Consider the following 9,903-nt stretch of genomic DNA (forward strand, 5'->3'; position numbering starts at 1 on the left):
GGAACGAGCAGAAATAAAAGAACAGCAGTGAACGCGACCCCGAGACGGGCGGGGGAGCCAACCGAGGGCGCCAAGCCGAGCCCTCCGACTGCCAAGCCCTGAGGCCCAAGCGCCCAGGCCGGTCACTCAACTGCTCACCGGCTGGGCCGAGGTCTTCCGCGTGTCAGGTCGTCAACGCCCGACACTGTTTGGCGCACTCGCGACACGACTCCATGCAGGCTTTGCAGGGCTCGTGCTTGTCTGCGTGCTTCTTGCATTCCGCCTCGCAGTCATTGCATGCCTCCAGCGTGACCTTGGCCAGCGCTGGAAAATAGTGGGAGTCCTGGTTGGCGAGCCCTTGCAGCGCCGTGCACAGGGCCATCATTTGCGAAACGCTGGTGGCACACGCGGCCAACTCCGGGTTGCCGTTGCCCAGCAGGCCGAGGCAGTGGTTCACGCAAACCTGCCCGCTCGATACGCAGGCCCCCGCCGCATCCGCAAGCGCCTTGTATTGCCCGCCCCCATGGTGCATGTGGGCATGGTCCTGGGCTGCAGCCCGATCCGCCGCCGCCAGTGCGCTCAGGGCGAGCATTCCGGTACCGAAAAGTGCCTCACGTCTGTCCATGTCGAACCCTCCTCAAGAAAATTGACTGCAGCGGTAGCACCTTCAACGGCGTGCAGAGATCGCCGCCGCCGGCATCACGGCGGCGGGAATGGCTCCATGCTAGGAGTTGTGCTGTGGGAAGTCACGATTTTGGAGCGGTCGTAGCCAGGGGCCCGAGCCAACCGAGAGCGCCAAGCCGAGCCCTCCGACTGCAGGGCTCTGGGCTCCAAATACCGAGTTCCGAACATCGAACGCCGAGTCCAGAACACCAAACGCCGAGTCCAGAACGTCGAATGCCGAGTTCAGAACGCCGAACGCCGAGTTCAGAACGCCGAGTGCCGAGTTCAGAACCCGGAGCGCCGAGTTCAGAACCCCGAACGTCGAGCCCGGCGACCCACGCGTCAGAACCGGTAATCCACCTTCAGGCTTGCCGCCTGCGCAGACGCATGCGTGGTGTTGAGCATCACGTCGTACCCCAGCGAGACCGACAGCGCTTTGGTCTGCCGCAGGCCCAGGCTCACGCCCACGGCCAGGTAGCTGCGCGGTAGGCTCGTGCCCGGTGCGGTAAAGAGCGTGCCGTCTTGCGAGGCCACGCTGACGGCGCGGTTCGCATCGAGCACCTCACGCGCATAGCTCAGCCGCAGCTGTGCCGCCACTGGGTGGACCTCCCCAAACGTCTTGTCCAGCGTCACGCCCACATACGGCTGCAGGCTGCGGACGGTGTCGGTGCCGACGTTCAGGTTCTGCCCACCCGCGCCGCTTTCACCAAAGCTGTTGGCGTGGAAGTAGGCCAGGCGCGCGCCGGCCCTGGGCGTGACCGCCACGCCATCGAAGGCCATCGGCAGGCTGGCCTGCGCGCCGGCGGTGAGTTCCTGACCGGTGTGGTCGCCCTTGGCCGTACCGAGCGCGCCGAACGGGCGCTTCTGCGATAGGAAGTCGAGCCCGGCCCCGGCCGTGGCGGCGAGCACCACCGGCCCCGTCTGCCGGCTGGCGTACAGCGCTGCGCGCAGCGTGTCGATCGCGCCGGAATCCCCCGTCTGCGCTTCGTTGATGTCGGTGTGCGCATAGCTGGCCGCCACGCCCACCGTGTCATCGCCCACGCGCTTGTCGAGCCCGGCCAGGAAGCCATAGCGGTTGGATTGGAAGCCGGGCGCGCCGCTGGTGCCATCCACCTTGGTGTGGCTGCCGGTGGCAACCACCCAGCCGAGCGGAGACCCAGCGGTGGCAGCGGAGGCCCGATCCAGCCGGTCGAGCAGGGCGGCGTTGCTCGTCTGCGCACCGAGGATGACCGACGTGCCCACGGCGGTGTAGACGCTCGTGTTGGTGGGCGCCACCACCACCGGGTCAGCCAGCGAGGCGCTCGCCAGCGTGAGCAGGACGGCATTGCCGCCGTAGCTGACGGCGGGCGTGAGGGTGCCGAGGTTGGCCGTGCCGGTGCTGGCGACATTGCTGAAGGTGCCGCTCACGCCCTTGGTGGCAGAGACCAGCGTGTATTGCGTGGCCTTGTAGGTGCCCGGATCGTAGGTGACGGCCAGGGTGCCGTTGAGCGCGGCCGTGCCGGCCACCTTGAGTTGCGAGGCTGCAGTCGGGCTGACTTCGATCGCCAGCGTGGCGTTGTTCGCCTGGGTGTAGTTGCCGCCCACGCTCAGCGTGCCGATGGAGCCGCCGGGCGCGACCGTGCCGCCGTTCGTGACGTCGCCCAGCACCGTGCCGTGGCCGCGCAGCGTGCCTGCGGTATCGACCGTGACGCCGCCGCCGAGCGTTGCCGAGGGCATGTTGATATCGCCGACTTCAAGCAGGCCGCTCGCAACCTCGGTGATGCCGGTGAATGACATGCTATTGCCATTGGCGATTAGCGTGCCGTTGCCCTGCAGCAGCAGCTTGCCGGTGCCGGTGAAGGTGCCGGCAAACGTGCCGCCTGCGTTGGCAAGGGTGAGGGTCTGGCTGCCGAGGCTGACTGTACCGGTGCCGGTGAGGTTGCGGAGGGTGGCGCCGCTGGTGGTGCCGGAAATGTCCAGCGTGCCGTTGTTGATGACACCGCTTGAGCTGGTGATGCTGCCGGTGCCGGTCAGCGCAAGCGTGCCGCTGTTGATCGTCGTGCCGCCCGTGTATGTGTTCGCGCCACTCATCGTGGTCGTCGCCGTGCCGTTCTTCACGAGGCCGCCGCCTCCGCTGATCGCACCGGCCAGCGCGAGATTGTTGCTGCCGCCGAGTGTCAGGGCCGTGCCCGTGGCGAGGTTGACCGCGTTGCTGACCGACAGGCTCGTGGTCGTGTCGAGCGTCGCCGAGCCGCTGACGTTCAGCGCGCCGCCGCCGATCGCTCCGCTATTGCCGAGTATCAGCGTGCCGCTGTTCAGGTTCGTGCCGCCCGTGTAGACGTTCGCGCCGTTCAGCGTCTGCGTGCCGGTTCCGGCCAGCGTCAGGCTGCCGGCGCCGCCGATCAAGCCGCTGAAGGTGCCGCTGGCGGTCCCGCCCAGCGTCAGTGCATTGCCCCCGAGATTGACGATCGACCCTGCGGCGCCCGACAGCGCGCCGAACGACTGCGCACCGGTCGCGCTGCTCAGGTCGAGCGCCGCGCCCGCGTTGGCCAGGTTCACCGCGCCGGTCGCCGCCAGGCTGCCGCCCGCGCCGATCGCCAGCGTGCCGCCGGTGATCGTCGTGCCGCCCGTATAGGTGTTCACGCCCGTCAGCGTCGTCGTCGCCGGGCCGTTCTTCACCAGACCGCCCCCGCCGGTCATGCTGCCGCTCAGCGCAAGGGCATTGCTGCCGCCGAGCGTCAGCGTCGCGCCGTTGGCGAGATTGACCGCGTTGCTGACCGACAGGCTCGCGTTCGTGTCGAGCGTCGCCGCGCCGCCGACGTTCAGCGTGCCGGTGCCGATCGCGTTGTTGTTGCCGAGCACCAGGCTGCTGCCGCTGTTCAGGTTCGTGCCGCCCGAGTAGGCGCTCGCGCCGTTCAGCGTCTGCGTGCCGGTGCCGGCCAGCGTCAGGTTGCCGGTGCCGCCGATCGCGCCGCTGAAGGTGCCGCTGGCCGTCCCGCCCAGCGTCAGTGCGTTGTGGCCCAGATTGACGTTCGTTCCCGCGACACCCGACAGCGCGCCGATCGACTGGGCACCGGTCGCGCCGCTCAGGTCGAGCGCCGCGCCCGCGCCGGCCAGGTTCACCGCGCCGGTCGCCGCCAGGCTGCCGCCCGCGCCGATCGTCAGCGTGCCGGCGGTGATCGTCGTGCCGCCCGAATACGTGTTCGCGCCCGTCAGCGTGGTCGTTGCCGCGCCGTTTTTCACGAGTGCGCCCGCGCCGGTCATGTTGCCGCCCAATGTGAGGGCGTTGCTGCCATCGAGCATCAGCGTCGCGCCCGTCGCTAGGTTGACTGCGTTGTTGAGCGTCAGGCCGATGGTCGTATAGAGCGTCGCCGCGCCGCCGACGGTCAGCACGCCGGTGCCGAGCGCCGCGCCGTTGCCGAGCACGAGGCCGCCGGCGTTCAGCGTCGTGCCGCCCGTGTAGTTGTTCGCGCCGTACAGCGTCAACGTCGCCGCGCCGTTCTTTACGAGGCCGCCCCCGCCGGAGATCGTGCCGTCCAGGCCAAGACCGTTGCTGCCGCCGAGCGTCAGCGTCGTGCCGGTGGCGATGTTGACGCCGTTCGCAAGCGACACGTTGGTGGTCGCATCGAGCGATGCCGGGCCGTTGACGTTCACCGCGCCGGTGCCGAGCGCCGTATTGCTGCCGACCACGAGGTGGCCGCCGTTCAGGTTCGTGCCGCCTGTGTACACGTTTGTACCGCTCAGCGTCTGGGTGCCGAAGCCCGAGAGCGTGACGCCGCCGGTACCGCCGATCGTGCCGGCGTACGTCGCATTGCGGCTGCCGTCCAGCGCCAGCGAATTGATGCCGAGGTTCACGTTGGTGCCGGCCGCGCCCGCCAGCGCGCCGATCGTCTGCGTGCCCAATGCGTTGCTCAGGTCGAACGTCGCGCCCGCGCCGGTCAGGTTCACCGTGCCGATCGCCGAGAGGCTGCCGCCTGCGCCCAGCGCCAGCGTGCCGGCGTTGATCGTCGTGTCGCCGGTGTAGGTGTTCGCGCCGGTCAGCGTCAGCGTCGCGGCGCCGTTCTTCACGAGGCCGCCGTTGCCGTTGATGAAGCCGGCGAGCCCCAGATTGTTGCTGCCGCCGACCGTCAGCGTCGTGCCCGTGGCGAGGTTGACCGTGTTGGCAAGCGTCACGTTCGTACTCGTGTCGAGCGTGGCCGAGCCGTTGACGTTCAGTGCGCCGTTGCCGAGCGACGCGCTGTTGCCGACCACGATGCCGCCGGCGTTCAGGTTCGTGCTACCTGTGTAGTTGTTTGCGCCTGACAGCGTCAGCATGCCACTGCCCGTCGTGGTCACGTTGCCCCCGCCGGAAATCAGACCGCTCACCACCAGGTTGTTCGTGCTGTCGAGCGTCAACGTTGCCTGGCTGTCGCCCAGCACGATCGGGGCATTGAGCGTCATGCCGGTATTACCTGCGCTGATTGTCGCGCTGACCCCTCCCGAACCCAGCCTGATCGCGCCGTTCAGCGTCGAGCCGGAATTCAGCGTGAGGGTACTCGTCCCGCCGGTAAAAAAGATCGCAGCGGCGCGTGTACTGCCATCGCTCGACATGCCGCCAGAGATCGTGCCGGCGTTGGTGATCGTCATGTTTGCGCCGCTGATGCCTGCACCGCCCACACCCGCCGCTCCATTGCCAGCGCCACTGGCACCGCCGTTTCCGCCGTTCCCCCCGGCAATGGCGCCGGCATTGCTTACTGTCCCGCCACCGGTCACCAGCACGCCGGCAGCACCAGCGCCACCATTGCCGCCGACTTCATTGGCAGCCCCGCCAAGGACCGCGCCTCCAGTTCCGCCATTGCCACCGGTCACCTGCCCGTGATTGTCTAGGGTGCCGCCAGCAGTTAGCGCCGCTCCCGTGCCGCCGTCACCGCCAGCGCCTCCGCCGGCGGCCTGGGTTCCCCCGCCTTGGCCTCCATTGCCCCCAAGCAGCTGTCCGGTATTGCTAAAAATGGCACCGGCTGACGTGATCAGCGCACCTCCACCTCCCGCGCCGCCGCCGCCGCCACCACCGTATAACGCTCCCGCGAGGGTACCGATGCCGCCGGCTCCACCGTTTCCGCCTGTGATGCTTCCGGCTGCCCCGTTGCTGGAGGCACCCGTACCAGTGAGCACCAGCCCGAAACCGCCGCCACCGCCACCCGCAGCGCCACCGCCTATGATGGGAGTTCCGTGGACATCAAGCCCCAAGTAAGCCCCATTGGCACTGGCACCGCCGGCAGTGCCCGCAGCCCCTGTCAGCACACCGGCGTTCGCCTGCACTGCAGTGGTCAGCGCCGGCGCGCCGCCACTACCGCCGCTCCCTCCTCCGGCTGCGGTGACAGTACCTAACACGTTGCCTGTTCCGCCGTTGCCCCCCGCACCGCCTGTCCCGTCGATGAGGCTGATGCCGCCGCCGCCGCCGCCGCCGCCGCCGCTGAAGAACGCGCTACTGCCTGCCGCGCCGGCTGTACTAGATGCCGTGCCGCCAGCGCCGCCGCTTCCAGGGTTGGTGAATCCTATGCCGCCGGCCCCTCCATCCGCCCAAGCCGGTGGAATCGCAATGCCGGACAGAGACAACAGAACCAACACCGTCCCACGCGGAAACACCTTGGTTGTGCGGCTCTTGCCGCCGTGCGCACAGGCCAGCTCCGACACGGCCTGCATCATCCCCAGGCTGGCATTCCATACGACGCGATAGATCAGGTTCATGACCAGCGGACTCCCATCCCCGTTGCGATTTTGTTTTGCGAAGACGCCACCGGACTCTTTGCAAGCCCGGTGGCTGATCAATGGCCGTTGACGATGTCGTCTTGCGCGACTGGAAGCACGGCAGCCGGAGGCGCAGCAGATTCCGCTGCCCCGGCCCGCTTACGTCAACCGCCCCGACTCATTGCAGCCACACGCCGATATAGGGACCACTTGAGCCGGCTGCACTCGAACCGTGCTCGACCACGGCATAGCGGACCAGGCTGGCCGGACGATTGACGGACATGACCTGCCGAGGATCGTAGGCGAGCAGGCCTAGCGCTCCTATCTATCGAATTAGGTAGTGACAGGCGCCTGAGCAGCGCGGCCAACGGGGCCGTATCTGCCGCAGCAGCGCCCGGATTGCCCAGGCGGATGGGGACGCATCGACGCGCTCACTTCGGAGTTGAGCGCCGCGAGGGGCGTGGGGTACCGTAAACCAGGTATTGCGGTTTGAGCCTGTAGCATCCAGTTTTGTGCATGGCATACCTGAACCGCATGCCCGGGCGGGTTTGCCATCCAGACCCCGCGCACACCCACCCATCCCACCATGACCCACGACCGCGATCCGGCTGCTGCAATGACGACTTCTGCCGGCCCCAGCCTGGAAGATTCGCTGCTGCCCGGCCCCGTGCTCGTTGTCGAGGACGAGCCGCTCACGCAAGCACGGCTGCGCGACGTGCTGGTGTCATTGGGCTACACCGGCGACGCACTGCTGTTCGGGGGCAACATCACGCAGGCCCATACGCTGATTGCCGAACAGCCCTTCGCGCTGGCGCTCATCGATGTCGGCCTGCCCGACGGCAACGGCATCGACCTGATCCGCACGCTGCATGAACGCGATCCGGCCTTACCTATTTTGGTGATCTCGACGTGGAGTACCGAACAGGTTATCGTGGCGGCACTACAAGCCGGCGCCACCGGTTACGTGCTCAAGGAGCGCGACGAACTCGAGATTTCGCTGTCGATCCGCAGCGCATTGCGCGGCGGTGCACCGATCGATCCGTTTGTCGCCAAGCGCATTCTCGAGCTGATCGGTAAAGGCGGATCGCTGCTGGCCAAGCCAGTGGCGCAGGCGCAGACGCAGACGCAGACAGACAGGGGGGGCGATGTGTCGCCACTGACCCCGAGAGAAATCGAGATTCTCTCGCTGGTGTCAAAGGGGCTGACCAATCGCGAGATCGCCGATGTACTGGCGTTGTCAAAGCTGACGGTCGGATGCCACATCAGAAACATCTACAAGAAGCTCGCCGTGAAGTCGCGCACGCAGGCGGTCTTCGAAGCGCGTTCGTATGGCTTGCTGTCCTGATCTGCGCGTCCGCGCTTGCGCTCACGTCATGGACGACTGCACAAGCCGCGCCCACGAGTCCCGCTCCGTTTACCCGCATTGAAGCTGTCCGCGCGCAGGCACTGTCTGCCCAGCCGGCGGCCGCCGTTGAATCCGACCAGCCCCCCGCCACGGGTTGGACTGACGTGACCCTGCCCGACGATTGGCAACGCCGCTGGCCCGGCTTCGATGGCGTGGTCTGGTATCGGTTGAGCTGGCGTCAGGACCACACGGATACCCCCGCGGCTTTCATGCTGGACTACCTCAACATGGCGGGGGCGATCTATCTGAACGGCACCCTGCTGCTGCGCGATGCGCAACTCGCGGAGCCGCTGTCGCGCGAGTGGAATACGCCGCGCTACGTGCTGCTGCCGGCATCGCTGCTGCGCGAGGGCACCAATACGCTGCTCGTGCGCGTCTCCGGGATGGCGATGTATCAGAGCGGACTTGGGCCCGCCACCCTCGGGCCGCCGGCGCTCATGCGGGCGCGGTTCGATCACGCGCACTGGGTCCGGCGCGATATGCAGATGTTCAGTCTGGCGATCTCCGCCACGCTGGGCTGCTTCTTCCTGTCAATGTGGTTGATGCGGCGTAAGGAAACGGTCTATGGCTGGTTTGCCGTCTACGCCCTCACATGGTGGATCGTCGCCTACAACCAGATCGCGGCCAGCCCTTGGCCGTTCACGAGTACCGATGGCTGGGAGGTCGCCAACTCGATCGTGTACCTCGTGTATTGCGGGTCATACACGGTGTTCATCCTGCGCTTCTGCGGGCAACGCTGGCCGCGCTATGAGCGCGCGCTTTGGGGCGCTGTCATGCTGGCCAGTGCAGCGCTGATCCTTGCACCTCACCAACGGGTGCAGGCGCTGCGTGCGCTGGTGTGTACCGCGCTGACCCTGCACTATTTCGCGACCAGCTTCGCGTTCATCTTCTTTGCGTGGCGCAGCGGGCGCTCCGAGCACCGCATCCTGGGCGCTTGCGTGGCCGTGTTCGTGATCGCTGGCACCCACGACCTGCTGACGTTCCTGACGATTCTCGACGACAACATGTACTACACCGCGCTGACGTCGCAATTGCAGATGATCGGCATGGCGCTCGTGCTTGGCCGGCATTTTGTGGCGAACCTGCGCCGCATCGAGGGCTTCAATGAAGACCTCACGCGCAGCGTCGACGAGGCCAAGTCGGAACTCACGCGCACGCTGCAACGCCAGCACGAACTGGAGATCGCCAACGCCCGCCTGGGTGAGCGTCTCAACCTTGCGCATGACCTGCACGACGGCCTGGGTGGCACGCTGGTGAGTAGCATCGTGACACTCGAGCGCACGCCGCACGATGTCCCGCCACAGCGCTTTCTGTCCATCCTGAAGGAGTTGCGCGACGACCTGCGCATCATCATCGACTCGGCCGCAAGCCAGCAGTACGGCGAGACCACGCTGGCCGACCAGATCGCGCCGCTGCGGCACCGCCTGACGCGTCTGCTTGAAACCCAGGACATCGAATGCCGCTGGCACCCTTCCGGCATCGAGGCCTGCGTGCTGCCCTCCGCCAAGAGCCTGGAGATCATGCGCATCCTGCAGGAAGCCTTGACGAACGTCTTCAAGCACAGCCGCGCAAGCCAGGTCGACGTCGGCATGCGGTATGACGAGCGGGGGTTGGAGATCACGGTGCAGGACAACGGGACGGGCTTTCAGCTGCCCGCCAGAACGGAGCAACAGGGCACCGGCATGCGGAGCATGCAGGCGCGCGCGAGTCGCCTGGGTGCCGCGTTCGATGTCAGGTCGGGACCTGGCGCGACGCTGGTCACGCTGCATATTCCTGCGCTCGGGGCACCCGGTTGAGCGCCTGACGAGGATCAGTGAGGTGACCGATTGGCTTTTGGCTGACCAGAGGTCGCATGCCCGGTTGGCAGTGAGGACGCGGATGCAGTGGGATTGGGATAGGCGTTGGCACCGGCTCATCACAAGCCGGTGCCAACTGCCCCAGACATCAGGCGCAAGGCGTCTAGTTGCCCGGCTTGCCCACCGAAATCGAAAGGCCATACGTGGTGGTGGTCCCGAACCACGCCAGCGTCATGCCACCCAGTGGCAGATGCAGCACGGACTTGCAGGTGGTTGCCGCACCGGATGTGTTCGTGCAGGCATTGGCGGCACGGTGGCGCATCCCGTTGAACGGATCGTTGTAGCTCACCACGT

4 protein-coding genes and 2 pseudogenes are annotated in these 9,903 nt (G+C 67.0%); 2 read left to right on the top strand and 4 right to left on the bottom strand.

Features of this window, described 5'->3' with window-relative positions:
• Positions 1–163: 163 nt before the first annotated feature.
• From QZ609_RS20560 to QZ609_RS20570, 3 genes and pseudogenes are all read right to left on the bottom strand, one after another.
• A complete protein-coding gene (locus tag QZ609_RS20560) occupies positions 164–604 on the bottom strand; it encodes a four-helix bundle copper-binding protein (protein WP_295498882.1) in 441 nt (146 codons plus the stop codon).
• A gap of 380 nt (positions 605–984) precedes the next feature.
• Entirely contained in the window at positions 985–5,247 is a 4,263-nt protein-coding gene (locus QZ609_RS20565; protein ID WP_295498891.1) for an autotransporter domain-containing protein, read from the bottom strand.
• Positions 5,248–6,219: 972 nt separating this feature from the next.
• Positions 6,220–6,348: pseudogene (locus tag QZ609_RS20570) on the bottom strand (ESPR domain-containing protein); the annotation flags it as partial.
• A gap of 586 nt (positions 6,349–6,934) precedes the next feature.
• Between QZ609_RS20570 and QZ609_RS20575 the strand changes: the two are divergent.
• Positions 6,935–7,693 (top strand): response regulator transcription factor, encoded by a 759-nt coding sequence (locus tag QZ609_RS20575; RefSeq protein WP_295498885.1) that lies wholly within the window; start codon positions 6,935–6,937, stop codon positions 7,691–7,693.
• Positions 7,694–7,857: 164 nt separating this feature from the next.
• Positions 7,858–9,549, top strand: coding sequence for a 7TM diverse intracellular signaling domain-containing protein (locus QZ609_RS20580; protein WP_295498888.1), 1,692 nt, complete (start codon positions 7,858–7,860; stop codon positions 9,547–9,549).
• 163 nt (positions 9,550–9,712) lie between these two features.
• Here the strand turns inward: QZ609_RS20580 and QZ609_RS20585 are convergent.
• Positions 9,713–9,903 (bottom strand): annotated as a pseudogene (locus tag QZ609_RS20585) (hypothetical protein); the annotation flags it as partial.

This window comes from uncultured Ralstonia sp. (genome assembly GCA_913056305.1).
In the GTDB taxonomy this organism is placed as follows: Bacteria; Pseudomonadota; Gammaproteobacteria; order Burkholderiales; family Burkholderiaceae; genus Ralstonia.

Excerpts from the sequence above, each read along its gene's own strand:
- QZ609_RS20575 (WP_295498885.1), top strand. The coding sequence starts at position 6,935 with ATGACCCACGACCGCGATCCGGCTGCTGCAATGACGACTTCTGCCGGC.
- QZ609_RS20560 (WP_295498882.1), bottom strand. The coding sequence starts at position 604 with ATGGACAGACGTGAGGCACTTTTCGGTACCGGAATGCTCGCCCTGAGC.
- QZ609_RS20565 (WP_295498891.1), bottom strand. The coding sequence starts at position 5,247 with ATGACGATCACCAACGCCGGCACGATCTCTGGCGGCATGTCGAGCGAT.